The organism is Pseudomonas sp. SBB6 (genome assembly GCF_024213215.1).
Taxonomy (GTDB): Bacteria; Pseudomonadota; Gammaproteobacteria; order Pseudomonadales; family Pseudomonadaceae; genus Aquipseudomonas; species Aquipseudomonas donghuensis.
Genome location: NZ_JANAVH010000005.1, coordinates 363,707 through 382,173 on the forward strand (window position 1 = coordinate 363,707; position 18,467 = coordinate 382,173).

The window sequence follows — 18,467 nt, forward strand, 5'->3', positions numbered from 1 at the left end:
GATCCCATGGCAAAGATCAAAATCGCGCAGAACCCAACGTTCGGCGCAGCTGTGCAGCTTCCACGGGTGGGCTCCGATCCGGTGGAGGTTGGGTTCGAGTTCCGTTACCTGGACCGTATCGCGCTGTCCGAGATGTTCGATCGGTGGAACAAGGCGCGTGACGCCTGGGCGGAGAAGGCGAAGGAAGAGGGTGTCAGCTGGAAGGACGCCACCACCGCCGAGATCGAGCTTCAGGCAGAGCAGCTGAAGGACATCGTGGTTGGCTGGGATCTCGACGACAAGTTCAGCGACGACGCCATCCTCAATCTGGTGCGCACCTGCACTGGTGCGCCAAAAGCTGTCATCGACGCCTTCCAGAACGCCTACAACCCGGCACGCCTGGGAAACTGAGGGCGGCGGCCCGCGCCTGCTATGAGCGTGGCCCATCCGCCGAGCAGCTAGCGGCCTTGGGGCTTACGCCAGACGACATCGATGAGGAAGAGGTAGAGGTCTGGCCGGACGCCTGGCCAGCCTTCCGCCTGCTCGAAGCGATGTCCACCCAGTGGCGGACGGGCATAGGCGGTGCTTCAGGCCTGGACTACTCGATCATCCCGCTCACCGCCTCGATGCTTGGCATCAAACGCCGCGACCTTCCCGATATTTTTCCCGATCTCCGTGTAATGGAGGCCGAGGCCTTGGCCGTCATGGCCGAATCCGTGGAGTAGATCATGACCACCATTGCCGAACTTGGGATCAAGGTTGATTCCGGCGATGCTGTCGAGGCTGCAAGCGACCTCGACAAGCTGGCAGACGCTGGCAAGCGTAGCGAGGAATCGGCGGGCAAGACCGGGCGCGCCTGGGAGTCAGCGCTGAGCGGGATGCAGGGTGATACCCGGCAGATTGTTCAGGAGCTGCAGGCTCTCAACGCCAAGCAGGCTGAGCTGGCACAGCAGATGATCACGGTCGGCCGTGCCGTGACCACCGCCGCGGCGAGCATGACTGCATTCAAAGCCGGGGCTGAGCAGGCCGGGCAAGCGCAGGCTGCGTTGACCACTGCCACGGACGCCGGGGCCCAGGCCAGCCGCCGTGCTGCCGAAACTGCTGATGAGCAGCAGGCACGGCTGGTGACCATGGCACGAGCTTCGCTGGAGGCGAGTGAGTACGTTCAATCGCTGAACCGTGCAACCGCTCAAACCGCCGAAGTTACCAGCCAGGCGAATGCCGTGCTGTCGGATAACGCCAGCCGGCAGGCCGCCATCAACACCCGTGCACAAGCTTTGTTGGCGACAGAAGAGCGCCTGGCTGGATCCGCCAAGACCGCAACCGCCGCCCAGCGCGATCAGGGCCAGGCTCTCGACGACCTGCTCGGTAAAATCGACCCTACGGTCGCAGCCATGAGCCGTCTGGATCAGATGGAGCAGAAGCTGCAGGGGTTCAAAGCCAGCGGCGCCCTCGACCCTGAGACTTTCGCTGAGTACAAGGGGAAGGTTGACCAGGCGAGGGCAGCTCTGGGCGGTGCAGATGCTGCACTGAGCAGCACTGGCATGACTGCAAAGGCTACCGCTGCAGCGCTGCGAGGTGTGCCGGCTCAGTTCACTGATATTTTCACGTCGATCGTCGCTGGTCAGCCGATCATGATGGTTGCCTTGCAACAGGGTGGGCAGCTCAAGGATATGTTCGGCGGCATCGCGCCGGCGGCGAAGGCCCTGGGCGGCTATGTACTGGGCCTGGTCAACCCGTTCACTGTGGCTGCAGCTGCAGCCGGTGCGCTGGCCTTGGCCTACTACAAGGGCAGCCAGGAGGCCGACGAGTACAACAAGGCGATCATCTTCACTGGCAACGCCGCGGGCACCAGCGCTGGGCAGTTGGCGTCCATGGCTCAGCAGGTCAGCGCCACCATCGGCACTACCGGTGCTGCAGCTGAAGTGCTTGCCAAGCTCGCCGGTAGCGGCAAGATCGCCAGCGGCAGCTTCGAAGCGATCACTGAAGCAGCGCTCAGTATGGAAAAGGCCACTGGCCGCTCCATCGATGAAACGGTTGCCGAGTTCGCCAAGATCGCCAAGGACCCGGTCGCAGCCGCCAAAGAGCTGAACGACCAGTACAACTTCCTGACGGCGTCGGTCTACTCGCAAATCGTGGCGTTGAAGGACCAGGGCGACACTATCGGCGCGGCCAAGCTGCTGACTGACACCTACGCCGACACCATCAGGACCAGAAGCGGCGAAGTCACCGAGAACCTCGGCTTGATCGAAAGCGCCTGGAAAGGGATCAAGAGTGCGGCTGCTGAGGCTCTCGACGCCACACTAAGTGTCGGCCGGGCTCAGACCTTGGAGCAGCAGGCGGAGGTGATTCGTCAGCGGCTGCAGACGAACCAGGGGCGTGGAGGGCGCGCCGCTGCCATGGGGATTGAGACCCGAAATACTGCCGAGGATCAAAAGCAGCTCGATTTGCTCGAAATGTACATCGAGATCGAAAAACGGCAGACAAAATATGTTGGCGAGCGGAGAAAGTCCCAGCAGGCCGCCGTCACAGCGATGGAAAAGGTCGATGCTCTCACCAAGTCCTCCTGGACCAACGAGCAGAAACGCACGGACGCCTTAAAGGAGTACAAGAAGCAGCTCGACGATATCCGCAAGGAGAATCCGAACGACTCCCGGCTCAACCAGGCGGCGATCGACAAAAACATCTCCAACATCAACGCGAAGTTCAAGGATCCGAAAGCTGCAGGCACTCCAGTTGACCTGACCGGTTTCAACGGAACCAAGAACAACCTGGCGGGGATTGTCAGCGAGTACAAAAACGCTCAGAAGGAACTGGATGCAGCCCAGAAGGCTGGCATCATCTCCCAGGAGTCGTACGCAGCCCAACGCGCGGCCATCATCGAGCAGCAGAAAGGCGAGGTGAGCAACGCCTACCAGGCGGAGATCGCGGCGCTTGAAGCTGCCAAAGGCAAGGCCGGCACCTCGGCCGCCCAGCGGGTCCAGTTGGACCAGAAGATCGCTGATGCCCGGGCCAACATGGTCAAGGCGCAGAAGGACGCTGATTCGGAGCTGGCCGTACTGGCCACGAACGAGGAGGGCCGGCTGAAACGACAGAAGGCAGCCACTCAGGCCTACGTCGATCAGCTGGAGCGCCAACGTGCCGCACTATCGACTTCCGGTACCAGGGCTGCAAGTTCTCTTGGACTTGGTGATCGCCAAGCCGGACTGCAGCGTGACCTAGATGGGGCCACTGATCGTTTCAACGATGAGCGCGCCAAGCTGCTAGACCGTCGCCGCACAGCTCCGGACAAGTACAGCCAGAATGACTACGAGCGTGACTTGGCTATCCTGGGCAAGGCCGAGGACAAGTACCGAGACACCGTGGTCGACAACTACGCCAAGATCTCAGATGCCCAAGGGAATTGGCGCAGTGGCGCATCGTCGGCCTTCCAGAACTACCTGGAGTCGGCCCGAGATGTCGCCGGGCAAACCAAGAGCCTGTTCACTAACGCCTTCAGCTCGATGGAAGACGCCGTCGCGAACTTCGCCATATCCGGCAAGTTCTCGTTCGCAGACTTCACCAAGTCGATCCTGGCGGACATGGCGCGGATTGCCACCCGACAGGCTGCCTCAGGGCTGCTGTCGAGCATTGCCGGCAGCGCGCTGGGCGCTTGGTTCAGCGGCGGCAGTGCGTCGACCACGCCGGGTTCCAGTGCAGCGGATTACAGCCCAGAGATCATGGACAACTTCGTCACTGGTAGACGTGCCGCTGGCGGCCCAGTAGCGGCGAACTCGCTCTACCAGGTCAACGAGCTGGGCCCGGAGCTGCTGAATCAGGGAGGGAAGACCTACCTGATGATGGGCGCTGAGGGCGGCACGATCACACCGTTAGGGGCCGGTCCGGTATCCGCTGCAGCAGCAGGAGCGGGTGGCGGGTCGTCAATCCAGATCAATGCACCGGTGAGCGTCGTTGTTCCAGATCGCAGCGGTGAAGGCATGGAGCTGGATCAGGAGCTGCTGCAGCAGAACATGCAAAAACAGATGAAGACCGCTGCTGAGCGCGCTGTGGCTGAGTCCTGGCGCCCTGGTGGCATCAGCTATCGAAATACAAACGTGAGGCGCTGATGGCAATCGAGACTTTCAACTGGGTGACTGAGCGCGGAGAGAAGCCCGAGATCAAATATCGGGTAAGGGAGTCTCGATTCGGCGGTGGGTACAAGCAAACCGTCGGCGATGGACCAAACAACAAGGAAGACTCCTACCCGGTAACCTTCACCGGACCCAAGCAGAAGGCATTGGCAGTCATGGCTTTCTTTGACCGGCATGCCGGCGCGAAGGCATTCCTTTGGACGACGCCCATGGGGCAATTGGGCCTTTTCACATGCAGTGACCCAGCTCCCATCCCTGTCGGCGGCGGGGTCTTCAAGATCACCGCCACATTCGTGCGGTCTTTTCACCCGTAGGAAATCACCATGTCTCTCATTAGCGATATCCAGACGCTTGCGCCTGGCAGTGAAGTGCTGCTGTTCGAACTGGACGGTTCGGACTTCGGTGCTGACATCCTCCGCTTTCATGGGCATGCGATCCCACACTCTCCTGAAGAGTTGATGTCTGCTGGCGCCGACGCTGACCAACTGCCAGCTAAGCCAATCTGGTGGCAGGGCAACGAGTATGGCGCCTGGCCGATGCAGATCGAAGGCATCGAAGCCAACTCGGATGGCACAGCGGTACGTCCGACTCTGTCTGTCGGTAACGTCAACGGTCGCATTACCGCGCTTTGCCTCGCCTTCGAAAACCTCGTTGAGTTCAAGCTCACCATCCGGCAAACACTGGGCCGGTATTTGGACGCCGCGAATTTCCCCGGCGGCAACCCCGACGCTGACCCCACTGAGGAGGCGATCGAGGTCTGGTACATCGACCAGAAGATCAGCGAGAACGGCACTATGGTGGCCTGGGAGCTGGCAAGCCCGGGGGATGTTGGCGGCGAGACGATCGGACGCCAGATGACAACGCTTTGCCATGAGGCAATGACCGGCGGCTATCGCGGTCCCGTCTGCGGCTACACCGGGCCCTACTTCGATGAAGAGGGTAACCCTACCGACGATCCGGTCAAGGATGTGTGTAGTGGTTGCCTTGGAACAGGCTGCGAAGCGCGCTGGGGCGCAGAGAACGAACTGCCGTTCGTGGGATTCCCCGGTGTTTCTCTCATTGCACGGAGCTGACCATGCGCAAACACATCCTGGCTGCCGTGCAAGCGCACGCCGCGGCAGAGTACCCGCGCGAGTGTTGCGGCCTGATCCTGGCTGTAGGCCGCAAGCATATCTACGTGCCGTGCACCAACACTGCGAGCGACCCGGGCGAAGAGTTCCGGATTGAACCGGAGGAATACGCTGCAGCGGAAGACCAGGGCCAGGTGATCGGCATCGTGCACTCGCACCCGGACGCCACCAGTCGGCCATCGCCGCGTGACCTGGCCATGTGCGAGGCCACGGCGTTGCCCTGGCACATCCTGTCCTGGCCTGAGGGCGATCTGCGCACCATCACACCGTGCGGCAGCACGCCGCTGCTGGGCCGGCCATTTGTGCACGGTGCCTGGGATTGCTGGCAGGCCTGCGCGGACTGGTATCGGCGGGAGTGGGGGTTGGAGTTTCCAGCCTACGCCCGGGAAGACGGTTGGTGGGAGCAGGCCGCCGGGCCCAGCCTGTACGAGCAGGCCTATGAGGCGGCAGGCTTCTACCAGGTCGACCGCCCGCAGCGCGGCGACATGATCGTCATGGAGGTGGGGCGCACGGAGCACCCGAACCATGCCGGGATCTACCTGGGTGCCGACCCGGGACTGCCTGACGAGCAGGTTCAGGTGTTCGGCCAGGGCCCATTCCTGCTGCACCACCTGTACGGCAGACCATCAGAAATCATCGTGTTCGGCGGGCCATGGCTTGCCAGGACACGCCTTGTGTTGCGTCATCGGGACGCGAAGTGAAGCGGCTGTGCCGTCGGAGAGAGCTATGAAGCAACCGTTCGAAGTAACCAAAGAAGGAAAAGTGCGCATTGTCGGCGCTGTGATACGTGACAATGCGCGCCCTCAACTTAGCGTGGAGTAGCACCCACGCCGTTTTTGACCGCCTCCTGAACGTTGCTCAAATCACCACCAACAGCATCCAGTGGCAGGTTGAAGGCGGCAGACTCGGCATCTGGCTGGCGAGTGTTCTTGAAAAAGTCCACATATTTGGCCAGTTCCGCTTGGTCGTAGTCGGGGCGGGAGCGCAGGTAAAGCGAAATGGCACCAAGCGCCGATATAACGCCTGCTTCAAACGATGAAAGTCCGGTTTTGCTCACATTGACCTCCTAGGTCATCAATGCCCCAGTCCATGGGCTTGCAGGCAACGGACTGGGTTAGTTTCAGGCTTGCTCTTGGTAATAATTAATTGTTTCTTTCAAAGAGCTGGAAAATTCGTAAATCTCATCGAGAGAGTTGATCGGGTGCCGGGTTTCATTTTTGTCCTTATCAAAAATTCCTAGATATTTTTGTGATCGGTTGAAATGAAGTCTTGCGATTGGCTTTCGATTGTTGTCGTCGAGTAAAATTCCGAAATAACTTTGCGTGTCACGGTGAGCAATGCGCTTTGCGTCAACTACAGTCCGAACTATTGCTTTTACAATATGGAAACCTTCAAGCTCCTCCATTGTGGTGAGAACTCGATCTTCCGCAGCTTCGATGGAGTCTGCCTGAGTCTCGTTTATAACGTTTTCGGCAGGGGTCGGATAGGGAACTCCGCTGATTGCTGATTTCAGCCGATCATTGATTTGGTCATTTATGAACTGTGAGGCGGCTTTTCGCGTGAGTAGCGAAAATTGTTCTCTTACCTTTTGGGTTATCGCACCATCGTATATTCGAGAAGCGAAAAAGCGTACGAAGTCATCATCAGGGTTACTGAATTGAGTCGACATCTCTCGCTTTATCTGGCCGACATACTTAAGCTCGCCTGCTGCATTGATAATGGAGTCAACGTCAAAGGCTGACTTTGTAAGCTTCTGTAATTCTGGTATTACATGCTCATCAATGTCCAGTAGGTCAATTTCTAAGAATGGCTTTTCATCCATTTTATTAGGGGCGTCTAAGTCGGTAAAAAACTTATACAGTCGGCCGTTTGTTAGGATGGATATTCTTGCGGTAGTTACATGGAAGTATCGGAATAGTTGGCTTGCATGGTTGATGTTAAGTGGCTCGCCTACTTTTTTTGTCTCTATAAGGATCTGAATCTCCCCACCTTTCAGAATCGCGTAGTCGATCTTTTCACCTTTTTTGGTGCCTATATCGCACACGTATTCTGGCACAACCTCCGAAGGATCGAAGACGTCGTAGCCTAGAACAGTATGGATAAACGGCATCACGAAAGCTGTTTTTGTGGCTTCTTCTGTTTGGATCGTCGATGCCAGTTGTTTTACTTTGGCCGACATCACATTTAACCGCTCTACAAATTCCATTTTCAGCTCCAATGCAACACCGCCCGCTTTTGGGACCGTACAGGCGTAACGCTACTACGGCGCTGCAGAGATAGAGTACTGAGAATTTATCCACACTGGATGCCCGGCCAGGTCCGCGCTAAAGTCACCCATTTCAAGGGAGGGATCACATGCGAATTCTGATTGGGGCGGTGGCGGTGGCGCTGCTGGCGGGGTGCGCATCATCTGCGATCTCCGTCCGCGAGGCAGCGCCGGTCCCGCGAGATGAACTTTACGCATTTCAGATAAAGCCGCGAGGGGATAGCGGCACTGTTATCGTTCTTCGGGACTCAGGGGCGGTAGGCTCTGGTTGTGATGTGGTTGTGTACATTGACGGCAAAAGAGCCGCCAAGCTTGGTACGGGCCAGCGAGCCAGTTTCCACCTGCCACCAGGCCAGCCAAGCATTGGTATAGGGTTGGCGAACTCCGGGCTTTGCGGCGGCATGGCGGTGCGCACGATCGTCGGAAACGTGCAAAACGGTAAAGAGAGTATTTACCGAATTAGCGGAGACATGAGCGGCATCTATATAGGCCCCTACGTCAATTACAACTGATCCAGCCGCCTCCGGGCGGCTTTTTTGCGCCTGGAGAAAGCATGGCCGCTACAGCAACACATTATGAGCCGTTCACCATAATCAAACTCTCAGGAACCCTCGCCAGAAAATTTGGCCGGATACATCGACGACTGCTTGATACCGGCAAATCATGGGAGGCGTTCAAGGCTCTCAAGGCTACGCTTCCAGGCTTTGAAGAAGAGATTCAGCGCCTTGACCGACTTGGGATGAGCTTCGCGGTCTTCAGGAATCGCCGGAATGTTGGGATTGATGACTTCGAGCGAGGAGGTACTCGTGAGCTCAGAATCGTCCCGGTGGTTGCTGGTAGCAAGCGTGGCGGGATACTGCAGACCATCGTTGGAGCGATAATGATCGTTGCCGGTGTGTTCCTCTCAGCCACTCCATTTGGTGCTCCCTTGATTGGCGCAGGCATTGGCCTGGTTGCTGGCGGGGTAATCCAGATGCTCAGCCCGCAGGCCAAAGGCCTTTCGCAGAGCGGCGCCCCGGAAAACCTTCCGTCCTACGCCTTCGGTAGCGCCAAGAACACCACTGCCAGTGGCAACCCAGTACCGATCTGCATCGGCGAGCGCCGTTGGGGCGGCGCAATCATCTCGGCATCCATCTACGCCGAGGACAAGGCATAGCGTGAACGAGTAGAGCAGGCCGCCTTCGGGCGGCTTTTTATTGCCTGGAGGAAAGCATGGGCGCAGCACAACAACTGGATATCCGCGGCGCCAAGGGCGGCGGCAGCAAGCCGAAGCAGCCGACCGAAGCGCCGGACAGCCTGCAGTCGACGAACCTGGCGAAGATCCTGATTGCAGTGGGTGAGGGGGAGTTTGAAGGCACGCCCACTGCCCAGGACATCTACCTAGACAACACGCCTATTCAGGACTCCAGCGGCAACGTCAACTTCCCGAACGTGAAATGGGATTGGCGGTCGGGCAGCATCGAGCAGACCTACATCCCCGGCATCCCTGCGATCGAGAACGAGACCACCGTCAACGTCGAACTGCGCAGTGATAATCCGTGGTCCAGGGCATTGAGCAACATTCAGCTGTCGGCCGTGCGTCTGCGTTTCAGTTGGCCACGCCTGGCCAGTCAGGACGAAGGCGGCAACACCAACGGCTACCGCATCGAGTATGCAATTGATGTGGCCACCGACGGCGGATCCTACCAGCAGGTGCAGCTGGGAGCCGTGGACGGTAAGACCACCAACGGTTACCAGCGCTCCGTGCGGGTGGACCTGCCGAAAGCCACCAGCGGCTGGATGATCCGCGTTCGCCGGATCACCCCGAACCAGAACTCGGGCACCATCGCCGACACGATGACCGTCGCGGGCTACACCGAAATCATCGACCGCAAACTGCGCTACCCGAACACCGCGTTGCTCTACATCGAGTTCGACGCCCAGCAGTTCCAGAACATCCCGGCCGTCACGGTGAAGTGCAAGGCCCGGAAGTGGCCGGTGCCGGCGAACTACGACCCATTGACCCGGACCTACACCGGGGTTTGGGACGGCAGCTTCAAGCAGGCTTGGACCAACAACCCGGCGTTCGTCACCTATGGTCTGTGCGTGGAAGATCGCTTCGGCCTGGGCAAGCGTATCAAGTCGTGGATGGTCGACAAGTGGGAGATGTACCGCATCGCCCAGTACTGTGACCAGTTGGTGCCCGACGGCATTGGCGGACAGGAACCACGTTTCCTGTGCGACATGAACCTGCAGGGGCGGGCGGAAGCCTGGACGCTGCTGCGCGATCTGTCGGCAATCTACCGGGGGATGGTCTACTGGGCCCAAGGCTCGTTGTTCATGCAGGCCGACATGCCGCGCGCGCAGGACATCGACTACGTGTTCACCCGTTTCAACGTGATCGATGGCGAGTTCACCTACGGTGGCGCCGAGAAGAACACTCACTACAGTCGGGCGCTGGTCAGCTACGATAACCCGGCCAACAACTATGACACCGACGTAATCCCAGTCACCGACCTGGCCCTGCAGCGTCGGTACCGTGACCGGCCGATCGAGATCTCGGCCATTGGTTGCACCCGGGCATCAGAGGCCCAGCGCCGCGGTAAGTGGATTCTGCTCAGCAATAGCCAAGACCGCACGGTGACGTTCAAGACCGGCATGGAGGGTCGTATCCCTCTGCCAGGCCATGTGATTCCTGTGGCTGACGAACTGATCGCAGGGCGCCCGAACGGCGGCCGGATCGCCGCTGCAGTGGGCAGAGTCGTCACGCTCGACCGCGATACGCAGATCAAGGCTGGAGACCGCCTGATCATCAACCTGCCCAACGGTCGCGCCCAGGGCCGCACCGTCGAGTCGGTCAGTGGCCGTGCTGTCACGGTGACCACGGCCTACAGCGTTGCGCCGGAGCCGGAGCTGCAGTGGGCAATCGACGCCGACGACCTGGCTATCCAGCTGTTCCGCGTGCTCAGGACAGGGCGCACCACTGAGGGCGACTACGAGATCACAGCGCTCGAGTTCAACCCGAGCAAATTCGCGCACATCGACACCGGCGCCCGCCTTGAGGAGCGGCCGATCAGCGTGATCCCGATCACCGTCGTTCCGCCACCGGCGAGCGTAACCCTGACCTCGAACTACGCCGTAGACCAGGGTATCGCAGTCAGCACCATGACCATCGCCTGGCCTGCTGTGAACGGTGCTGTGGCCTACGACGTGGAATGGCGCAAGGACAACGGCAACTGGATCAAGCTGCAGCGCACGGGCTCGACCTCGGTCGACGTGACCGGCATCTATGCCGGCGCCTACCTGGCCCGGGTGCGGGCGGTGAGCGCCTTCGATATCTCGTCGATCTGGAAGAGCTCCAGCCTCACGCAGCTGACCGGCAAGGCTGGCCTGCCGCCGGCGGTGTCGTTCCTGAACACCACGCCACTGGTCTACGGTATCAAGCTGGCCTGGGGTTTCCCTGCTGGCGCCGAGGACACCCAGCGTACGGAAATCTGGTACAGCAAGACCACCTCGCGCGACGACGCAATAAAGCTGGGCGACTTCGCCTATCCGCAGGCTGAGCACGAAATGCATGGCTTGGCCGCCGGGGTCTCGTTCTTCTTCTGGGCGCGCCTGATCGACCGCACCGGCAACATCGGCCCGTGGTTTCCGGCTGGCGTTGGCGTCAACGGCCAGTCCAGCTCTGACCAGAGCGAGTATGAGGAGTACTTCAAGGACAAGATCGGCAACGGCGCGCTGTACCCAGAGCTGCGCGAGGAAATTGCGTTGATCTCTGGGCCGCCAACGATGCCTGGCTCAGTCAACGAGCGCCTCAAGGAGATCAACGACCAGCTGCTGGAGCAGATCGACGCTATCGGCGACGTGGTCGACGCGCTTGAGTACGACCCGGCCAAGGCCTACGTCCCGGGCGACAACGTGCGCCAGGGCCAGCGGTTGTATGTGGCGATCCAGAACGTGCCAGCGGCAGTCGGCGGTGGTAATGCGCCGCCGAACCCAGCCTACTGGCTCGACATCGGCCAGGTGGCCAGGACCGAGAACGGCGCCGCCGCACGGGTCACCCTGGTGGAGGTCACGGTCACCGAGCACGACGGCGAGCTTACAGCTCAATCCGAACGCATCGATGGCGTGCAGACCAGCCTGAACGGTAAGGCCGACGCCTCGACAGTCGACTCGATCGGCAACCGCGTCACCCAGACCGAGCAGGGGCTTACCAGCCAGGGTTCGGCAATCACCGGGCTGACCAACCAGGTCAACAACATCGGCGGCGACAACCTGCTGCCGAACTCTTCCTTTGAAGAGGTGGGCTCGGCTGGCCGTGCCAAATACTGGCTGGCCAGTGGCGGTACCGGCTCACTAGTCGACTCGTCGCTGGCGCAGAGCAAGAAGGCGCAGCGGGTGTACCGGGTCGGTGCGGCTCTCAATGACCTGGCTGAGGTGACGTACACCCCTACCGATGGCCTGCCTTACATCAAGGTGCGGGAGGGCGCCTCTTATGTGCTGAGCGCTTACGCGCGGGGAACCAATGGCAAAGGCTTCGCCCAGTACATGCAGTTCATCAACGCTGCTGGCGAGGTGATCAGCACCGCGGTGAACCAGGGTATCGCCATCACCGATACCTTCAAGCGCTACACGCTGATCGCCACGGCCCCGGCTGGCGCGGTCTCAGCGCGTCCGTATGTCGGCCGGGTGGTGAACAACTCGGCCACGGTTTCCGACATCTGGATCGAGGTGGACAACGTTCAGCTGCAGGAAGGTGCGGTGGCCACGGCCTATACGGCCTCAACCGAGCAGTCGATTGCGGCGCAGGCAGCGGCTACCCAGGCGCTGAGCACGCGCGTCGAGCAGACAGAGCAGGGCTTGAGCTCGCAGAGCGTGGCGATCACCGAGCTGAAGAGCGGCATCGGCAACCTGGGCGCCGCCGGCATGGATGCAGCGCCTGCAGGCCAGTGGCAGTTCGACACAGGCGTAGAGGGCTGGGGAGCGGCCAACGCCACCATCAGCCAGGCTGCCGGCAGCATCACCGTAACCGCGACGACGGGTGATCCGAACATCTTCAGTCCGATAATCAGCGTCAACGGTTCGCTGTTCTCCCGAATCAAGACCAAGATCACCCGTCGCGCAGGGGCACCTTCAGACTGGGATGGCAGGTTGTTCTACTCGACCACCGCTCACCCAGTGTCTGGTAGCTATTATGCCAGCGCTGCCAACCCCAACCTTGCTGTTGGTGAGTCGGCAATCGTCGAGTGGGACATGGCCAACTTGCAGCTTGGTGGTAACGACTGGATCACCAGCACGATCACCCGGATCAGGCTCGACCTGGGCGCGGTGATTGGTGGTGCATTTGAAGTCGACTGGATTGTTGTCGGGCGTCTGGGGCCTTCGGCTTCGAGCAGCGTCGTGCAGCAGATGTCCTCAACCGTCAGCCAGCAGGGCACCGAGCTCACTGCTCAGGCCCAGCGCCTGGACGGCCTGTTTGTCCAGGTGAACCCGGAGATGGAAGGGGATACCTCGGGCATGGCTGGCCAGCAAGGCGGTCTGGTCGGGGTATGGACTGAGCAATCTGCGAGGGTCGAGGACGGCATTGCCGAAGGCAAGCGAAACGACATGCTGCAGGCGCAGATCGGCGACAACAGCGCCTCTGTCCAGCAGTTGAGCGAGGTGATGGTCGACATCAACGGCAAGGTGTCGGCGCAAACCACCATCAAGGCACAAACCACCGTGGACGGCAGGACGGTCCTGGCTGGTTTGGCCTTGGGCAGCGACGGCGAAACCTCGGAGATCCTGGCCTTTGCCCAGCGATTCGCAATTGTTGATCAGGTCAGCGGCGAGCTGATAGTGCCGTTCGTGGTGCAGAACGGTCAGGTGTTCATCAGCCAGGCTCTGATCGGCAATGGCTGGATCACCAACGCCATGATCGGCAACTACATCCAGTCGAACAACTACGTCGAAGGCCTGCAAGGCTGGCGGTTGTGGTTCAACGGGACGTTCGAAATCAACTCGCCGTTTGGTGGCGGCGGCCGGCAGCTGATCAACAACGCGGGCGGCAAGGTATTCGATCAGAACAACCAAAAACGCTATCAATGGGGGGACTTGAGCGTATGAGTTATGGCGCGAGAGTCTGGGATGAAGGTGGCAACCTGGTCATGGATACCACCACCTTCACCTACCAAGTGATCTGGCAGGGTGTCGTTGACTTCAGCATGGCCACGGGAAACACGCCGGTTATCTACACCCTGAACATTCCAGGGTTCAACCCCGCCAACTGCGTCTTCATGGTCATTCCGACAAGAGCACAGGACGTGCAATTGTCTGAGGGGGACGCGACGGGAAACACCAAGTCATACCCCTACGCCACGACTTCCTTAGGGCAAGTGGTGGTCAGGTCTGCCAATCCCTCGGCCGACCTGAACAGCACCAGCCAGACGCGCATCGTGGCGAAGGCGTACGCCATCAGGTACGGATCATGAGCTATGGCGTTTTGTGCATCAACGACAACGGCTACGTCCAAATTGATTCAGACGCGCCGCGGCTATGCGTGCTGACCAAGGGCAGCTACTCGGGCAACGGAGACGCCTCCGGGGTGTTCGCGCGGCCAGTGACGAGTCAGGACCCGCCGCTGGTCTTCATCCGTCCTGATGCCGGGGCGATCCAGGTGCCGATCTCGGTGTGGTTCACCGGTGGGCCGGGGAACTGGACAGGCTTCTCGATGAAGGCCTCGAACGTCAACGGCGTGCTTAGCGGGCAGTACTTCGTAGCGGCCTGGGCCGCCATGAGCACGAGCCCCTACGGCATGCGGATCTGGGATGGCAGCGGCAACCTGGTCTATGACAGCGGCGCACCTGCTGTGGTGGTGACGTTCGCCGCCGGTAACTGGACGTACCTGGGCAAGGAAACATTGGCCATCGGCGAGCGGTACATCTGGGGCATCAACAAGCTGCTGGCTGCTGGTGAGTTCATCTCGATCAACCCGTTCGCTTTGCACTGTCACAACCCCGGCACGGGGGGCGGCTGCGCGATCGGCGTCGATTACGCGAACGGCCAGATCAAGATGTACAGCCTTTCTCACAGCGCCTGGACCGACCAGGGCCATCGCCCGTTCCTCTGTGCAAAGTTGACCGCCTGAGCCGGCAGCTGGCCGGGCCTCAACTATTCGAACTCCTAAAATGGGAAGACCATGTCAAAACAAACTATCAACCTGGGCACGGCGCCCAGCGGCGCTGGCGGTGATGACCGACGTAGCGCTGCATTAAAAAACATCAACAACTTCGACGAGCTCTATAGCTTCCTCACCGGCGTGCTGGGTGGCGTTACTTTGCCCGCAGCTCTGCCGGTGGCGAAGGGAGGGACCGGCGCGACAACCCTCGATGGGGCACGCAATGCGTTGGGGCTGGGGACTGCGCAGAACCCAGCCTTTTCCGGCATTGAGCTAAGCGCCTCAACCCCCTTCATTGACTTCCACCACGGCAGCTCGACGGAGGATTACACCTCCCGACTGGTAACCTTGTCGCCGACCGTGCTCCGCTGTACCAGCAGATTTAGCCCCGCCGGCGTTATCTGTAAGCCAGGGGAGGGAGGAACCGTTTCGACCAACTGCTACAACATCAGCTTCGGGAATGGCGTCTGTGACCTCTGGGTGGACTTCACCCGATTGGGTACGCTTCAAGTCACCGCCTCCGATTACCGCATCAAGAAGAACATCGAGACCATTGAAGACGTTTCTTTCCTGGACCGCATCAGCAACTACCGGATCGTTCGATACGAGATCGGCGACTTCGATATCTGGAAGGGCGACGGCACGGTCTTCCAGGGGGTAATCGCCCACGAGGCCCAGGCAGTAAACCCGCTCGCTGTCTCCGGCGAGAAGGATGGCGTCGATGCGACCGGCCGCCCATGGATTCAGCAGCTCAATCACATGGCCTTCATCACCGACCTGATCGGCGCGGTGAAGGAGCTGCGAGCGGAAGTCGCCACGCTCAAAACTGAGCTTGAAACGCTGAAGGGCTGATCTGCCCGAACCGAACAGCCCGCCTACTGCGGGTATTTTTTTGCCTGGAGAAACCCATGCCCTACGTCGTCATCAACCGCAGCAACGCCTTCGACCCCATCAAGGACGTCGAGCACGCGACCGAGGAAGCCGCTGATGCGGCGGCCCGCGCGTTGCTTGAAGCCCAGCCCACGGCAAGCCTGCTCACCGCCAAGGTGATCAAGCGCTACAGCGCCGAGGTCACTGTCACTGCTGAAGCCGTCGAAGGGGAATCCTGATGCTGCCACTCACTGAGCAGCAGTTGCTGCAGATCCTCCCGAACGCCCGCCCAGTTGCGGGCATTTTTTTGCCTGCGCTGAACCGGGCCATGGCGCGCCACAAGATCGACAGCCCGGTGCGCGTGGCGGCGTTCCTGGCCCAGGTCGGGCATGAGTCGGGCCAGATGCGCAACCTGGTGGAGAACCTGAATTACAGCGCTGAGGCTTTGGTGCGCACCTGGCCCAGCCGGTTTACCACGGAGTCGGCAACCGCCTGCGCGCGACAGCCGGAGAAGATCGCCAACATCGTGTACAGCGGGCGCATGAGCAACACCCGCCTGGGGGACGGCTGGCGGTATCGAGGCCGTGGCCTGATCCAGCTCACCGGCCGGGCGAACTATGTCGCCGCCGGCGCCGGCCTGGCTCTGCCGCTGGAGGACAACCCCGAGCTGCTTGAGCAGCCGGAGCATGCCGCAATGTCCGCCGCCTGGTGGTGGTCGACCCACGGCCTGAACGAACTGGCCGACGCCGGCCGCTTCCAGGATATCGGCAGTGTGATCAATACCGGAAAGCCTGGCCAGGTGCCGCACGGCGCCGCTGAGCGAAAGGCCCTGTATGACCGCGCGCTGAAGGTGCTGGCGTGATCAGCGCGCGCACGATCGGCGCGGCGGTATCGCTGGCGCTGGTGGCCTGGGCTTTCTGGGGCACCTACGAGCACGGTCGCTCGACCATGGATGCGGAGTGGCAGGCGAAGAGCGCGAAGAAGACCAACGAATTCCAGCTGGAGCGAGAGGCCGCTGCAGTTGCGGTGATCAACTGGCAGGGCGCAGAACAGGCCCGGCGCCGAGCCGTTGAAGATCAACTGCTGGCCAAAGACAAAATCCACCACCAGGAGCTGACCAATGCTCAAACAACCCAGGCTCGCCTGCGCGATCGCCTCGCTACTTCTGATCTCCGGCTGTCAGTCCTACTCGCCGCCCCAGCCCAGGGTAGTGGCTGTGGGGTGCCAGCCACCACCGGCGCCGGCGGCGTGGTTCATGAAGCCCCGAGAGGCGAACTTGACCCAGCGGCTGCTCAACGAATTGTCGCAGTCACCGATGCCGGCGACCAAGGATTGATTGCCTTGCGGGCGTGCCAGGCCTACGTCCGAGGCATCGAGCAGTGATCTGGAAAAACCAAGCCCAGAAGGCTGCTTTCGACCCAAAGCGGTCATCTCTGTGTTCCGGTATTATTATGCCGATGCCCGGACAATTGATAGGTAGGTTGATCTATGGCCAGAAGCGTTAGGCTTCAAAAAAAACTTCATACACGGCATCTGATGGCGACAGCTGAAGAAGTGGTGCTTGATGATAACCTTGTTGGAAAGCTATGGGCGCTCAACCGAGGTGACAGATTTGAGTTGAATTCAGCCTCCTTCAGTTCTGGATCTGTTCAAGAGTACCGCTTGGAATACGTGATAACGAGAGGCCCTGTGTTTGGGCACTGGCTTTACAAAGAATTTGATCCAGGGGAGCTTGTATTATTTTTTACGGCAAAAGACTTTGACGGCATTTGCCATGGCTGGACTCTGTTTGACGAGTGACAGCCTCAGTTTTAGTTCTCTGAGAGGCCGCTTTGGGTCGAGTGCGGTCATCCGTGACCGGCTGCCATCGACCCAAAGGTGTCAGTCGACAATGACCAAGAGTGGCGTCACTCACAGTGCATCGCCCTCAAGCACCCTGGACAGGCATAATCATCGATCTTCCGGATGATGAAACCAATGAATCTGCATACCGATTACGGATTGATCACAGTTACTAATGAGCCGACTCATTCGTTCAATTCTACTGACAACAGGCGCTGTTACGCATCTGAAATCCCACTTACGGACTCGATAGGGTCTAACCATGGGGTGAGCTTAAACGGGGAATTGATCGTGGTAGTGGGTGCAGGGGGTGGTGCCACCGATGTCCACGCACACTCGGCCTTGGTTATCGAAGACACTATGCTGTTGGCCGTCGGCAATCACATTGCCTGCATTTCAATCGTGCATCCCTATCGTCTTCTCTGGTCCCTTCAGGTCGACGTCGCCACGTGCTTTGGTATCTATTGGCAAAGTCAGCGGGGAGCACTGATTGCTCACGGAGAGTTAGCGATCTCTCGTTTTTCTACAGATGGCCGACTCATCTGGCAAGCGTGGGGCGCAGACATCTTTACTGAAGGCTTTGACTTGTTGCACGACCATATTAGAGCCGTAGACTTCGATCAATCGGTCTACCGGTTTGACTACGACACAGGCGAACTCCTTACCTGATCTGTCTGTGCATGAGATCGTGTGGCAACCTGTTCTGGGGCCGTGCCTGGTGTACTTGAAAGGTTGTCTGTGCTGACCGTCTGCTATGGGTCGGAAGGTGACATTGGTGGTCGCCGCCGATTTGGCTGCTCTGCGACCAGGCCCGAATAGCTGTTGGCCTATACTGCTCTGGTCAAATAGCCGGAGCAGCAGCGTGAAGAAGACCCTGGCAGGAGTTATCGAGGCTGGTGAGCAGTTGATTCAGCAGGCCATCGATGCGCAGCGGCGCTACCAAGCAGGCCAGGACGCAGGTCGGCCAGCGATGGAAGTCGAGCGCCTGCGCCTAGAGGCCGAATCCCTGTACCAAGCTGTCACCGAGTATCAGCTGCGTTCACTCGGCGGGCCTGCACGCACACTGCATTGAGCTCGACTCGCCTCCGGCCATCTGGCGCCGGCAGCATTGAGCA

At 59.9% G+C, this 18,467-nt stretch carries 20 protein-coding genes and 1 pseudogene; 19 read left to right on the forward strand and 2 right to left on the reverse strand.

The window, feature by feature from the left end; translation table 11 throughout:
• The first annotated feature begins 6 nt into the window (after positions 1-6).
• The 6 genes from NLX68_RS13325 to NLX68_RS13350 are packed head-to-tail and all read left to right on the forward strand — an operon-like array spanning position 7 to position 5,940.
• Positions 7-390 carry a phage tail assembly chaperone gene (locus NLX68_RS13325; protein ID WP_254284377.1) on the forward strand — a complete coding sequence of 128 codons (384 nt, stop codon included), beginning with the start codon at positions 7-9 and terminating at the stop codon, positions 388-390.
• A 56-nt stretch (positions 391-446) separates the two neighbouring features.
• Positions 447-704, forward strand: coding sequence for a DUF1799 domain-containing protein (locus NLX68_RS13330; protein ID WP_254284378.1), 258 nt, complete (start codon positions 447-449; stop codon positions 702-704).
• A gap of 3 nt (positions 705-707) precedes the next feature.
• On the forward strand, positions 708-4,085 hold the full coding sequence (locus NLX68_RS13335) for a phage tail tape measure protein (protein ID WP_254284379.1): 3,378 nt from the start codon (positions 708-710) through the stop codon (positions 4,083-4,085).
• Positions 4,085-4,423 carry a phage tail protein gene (locus NLX68_RS13340; protein ID WP_254284380.1) on the forward strand — a complete coding sequence of 113 codons (339 nt, stop codon included), beginning with the start codon at positions 4,085-4,087 and terminating at the stop codon, positions 4,421-4,423. Before NLX68_RS13335 ends, NLX68_RS13340 begins: the two co-directional genes overlap by 1 nt.
• A gap of 9 nt (positions 4,424-4,432) precedes the next feature.
• Positions 4,433-5,182 (forward strand): phage minor tail protein L, encoded by a 750-nt coding sequence (locus NLX68_RS13345; protein WP_254284381.1) that lies wholly within the window; start codon positions 4,433-4,435, stop codon positions 5,180-5,182.
• A gap of 2 nt (positions 5,183-5,184) precedes the next feature.
• Positions 5,185-5,940 (forward strand): C40 family peptidase, encoded by a 756-nt coding sequence (locus NLX68_RS13350; RefSeq protein ID WP_254284382.1) that lies wholly within the window; start codon positions 5,185-5,187, stop codon positions 5,938-5,940.
• 107 nt (positions 5,941-6,047) lie between these two features.
• On the opposite strand, the gene NLX68_RS13355 is transcribed toward NLX68_RS13350, so the two are convergent.
• Positions 6,048-6,296: a hypothetical protein gene (locus NLX68_RS13355; protein WP_254284383.1), complete on the reverse strand. Its 249-nt coding sequence runs from the start codon at positions 6,294-6,296 to the stop codon at positions 6,048-6,050.
• A 63-nt stretch (positions 6,297-6,359) separates the two neighbouring features.
• A complete protein-coding gene (locus NLX68_RS13360) occupies positions 6,360-7,445 on the reverse strand; it encodes a type I restriction endonuclease (protein ID WP_254284384.1) in 1,086 nt (361 codons plus the stop codon).
• A 149-nt stretch (positions 7,446-7,594) separates the two neighbouring features.
• Between NLX68_RS13360 and NLX68_RS13365 the strand changes: the two genes are divergently transcribed.
• From NLX68_RS13365 to NLX68_RS13420, 13 genes and pseudogenes are all read left to right on the forward strand, one after another.
• Positions 7,595-8,017, forward strand: a complete 423-nt coding sequence (locus tag NLX68_RS13365; protein WP_254284385.1) for a hypothetical protein — start codon at positions 7,595-7,597, stop codon at positions 8,015-8,017.
• A 41-nt stretch (positions 8,018-8,058) separates the two neighbouring features.
• Positions 8,059-8,661, forward strand: a complete 603-nt coding sequence (locus tag NLX68_RS13370) for a tail assembly protein (protein ID WP_254284386.1) — start codon at positions 8,059-8,061, stop codon at positions 8,659-8,661.
• 56 nt (positions 8,662-8,717) lie between these two features.
• Positions 8,718-11,618: pseudogene (locus NLX68_RS26505) on the forward strand (host specificity protein J); the annotation flags it as partial.
• A gap of 1,473 nt (positions 11,619-13,091) precedes the next feature.
• Entirely contained in the window at positions 13,092-13,589 is a 498-nt protein-coding gene (locus tag NLX68_RS26510) for a DUF1983 domain-containing protein (protein ID WP_367949533.1), read from the forward strand.
• Positions 13,590-13,630: 41 nt separating this feature from the next.
• Positions 13,631-13,954, forward strand: coding sequence for a hypothetical protein (locus NLX68_RS13380; protein ID WP_254284388.1), 324 nt, complete (start codon positions 13,631-13,633; stop codon positions 13,952-13,954).
• A complete protein-coding gene (locus NLX68_RS13385; RefSeq protein WP_254284389.1) occupies positions 13,951-14,610 on the forward strand; it encodes a hypothetical protein in 660 nt (219 codons plus the stop codon). Before NLX68_RS13380 ends, NLX68_RS13385 begins: the two co-directional genes overlap by 4 nt.
• A 51-nt stretch (positions 14,611-14,661) precedes the next feature.
• Positions 14,662-15,492: a tail fiber domain-containing protein gene (locus NLX68_RS13390; protein WP_254284390.1), complete on the forward strand. Its 831-nt coding sequence runs from the start codon at positions 14,662-14,664 to the stop codon at positions 15,490-15,492.
• Positions 15,493-15,548: 56 nt separating this feature from the next.
• Positions 15,549-15,749 carry a hypothetical protein gene (locus NLX68_RS13395; RefSeq protein WP_254284391.1) on the forward strand — a complete coding sequence of 67 codons (201 nt, stop codon included), beginning with the start codon at positions 15,549-15,551 and terminating at the stop codon, positions 15,747-15,749.
• Positions 15,750-15,751: 2 nt separating this feature from the next.
• Positions 15,752-16,372, forward strand: a complete 621-nt coding sequence (locus NLX68_RS13400; protein WP_254284414.1) for a glycoside hydrolase family 19 protein — start codon at positions 15,752-15,754, stop codon at positions 16,370-16,372.
• An 86-nt stretch (positions 16,373-16,458) separates the two neighbouring features.
• A complete protein-coding gene (locus NLX68_RS13405) occupies positions 16,459-16,893 on the forward strand; it encodes a lysis system i-spanin subunit Rz (RefSeq protein ID WP_254284415.1) in 435 nt (144 codons plus the stop codon).
• Between the two features lie 105 nt (positions 16,894-16,998).
• The gene (locus NLX68_RS13410; RefSeq protein WP_254284392.1) at positions 16,999-17,310 is read left to right on the forward strand and encodes a hypothetical protein; all 312 of its coding nucleotides are present in this window, start codon (positions 16,999-17,001) and stop codon (positions 17,308-17,310) included.
• 177 nt (positions 17,311-17,487) lie between these two features.
• Positions 17,488-18,021 (forward strand): hypothetical protein, encoded by a 534-nt coding sequence (locus tag NLX68_RS13415; RefSeq protein ID WP_233673739.1) that lies wholly within the window; start codon positions 17,488-17,490, stop codon positions 18,019-18,021.
• A 193-nt stretch (positions 18,022-18,214) separates the two neighbouring features.
• Positions 18,215-18,424 carry a hypothetical protein gene (locus tag NLX68_RS13420; protein WP_254284393.1) on the forward strand — a complete coding sequence of 70 codons (210 nt, stop codon included), beginning with the start codon at positions 18,215-18,217 and terminating at the stop codon, positions 18,422-18,424.
• The last annotated feature ends 43 nt before the right edge of the window (positions 18,425-18,467 follow it).